Here is a 502-nt window from a genome sequence, read left to right as displayed (position 1 = left end):
TGATATTAAAGACGGTGCAAATGATCATGGTGAAATTATCAAAAAGCATCGAAACGATAAAAATGTCATATACAGAGATGTGATTGTACTTGATTATGATGAAATAAATGATTTAAAGCAATTACATGAAGCAATCAGAGCAGTTTTAAGCAGTGTTGCATGGTATTGGCACACATCGTTTAGCCATACAACTGAACAAGCTAGAATACGCCTATATATCCCTCTGAATGAGCGAATAAGTGCAGATGATTATCGTAAATATACAAAAGTATTAGCAAATAAAATTGGCCATAAAGTGGATGAAGGTTCATATCAGCCAAGTAGATGTTTTGCGTTACCAGTTATTCAAAAAGGACACATATTTATTAAGCGAGTGAATGACTGTCCAATTATGAATGTTGATATGCTCGAACAGTGGTCGAAGGAGTTTGAACAATCAAATGCTAGTCCTAATGTCATAGGATACACTCGACGCGATAGTGAGTACTGGCGCGAGCTATGC

The 502-nt window shown here is 36.1% G+C and carries 1 protein-coding gene; it reads left to right on the top strand.

The window, feature by feature from the left end; translation table 11 throughout:
- On the top strand, positions 1-502 hold a 502-nt coding region (locus A6013_RS26185), incomplete at both ends, for a hypothetical protein (RefSeq protein WP_217629496.1).

It is taken from the genome of Enterobacter sp. IF2SW-B1, assembly GCF_001743375.1.
Lineage (GTDB): Bacteria > Pseudomonadota > Gammaproteobacteria > Enterobacterales > Enterobacteriaceae > Enterobacter > Enterobacter bugandensis.
Note: the sequence above shows the minus strand (reverse complement) of the source record. Positions and strands in the feature narration are given on the sequence as shown.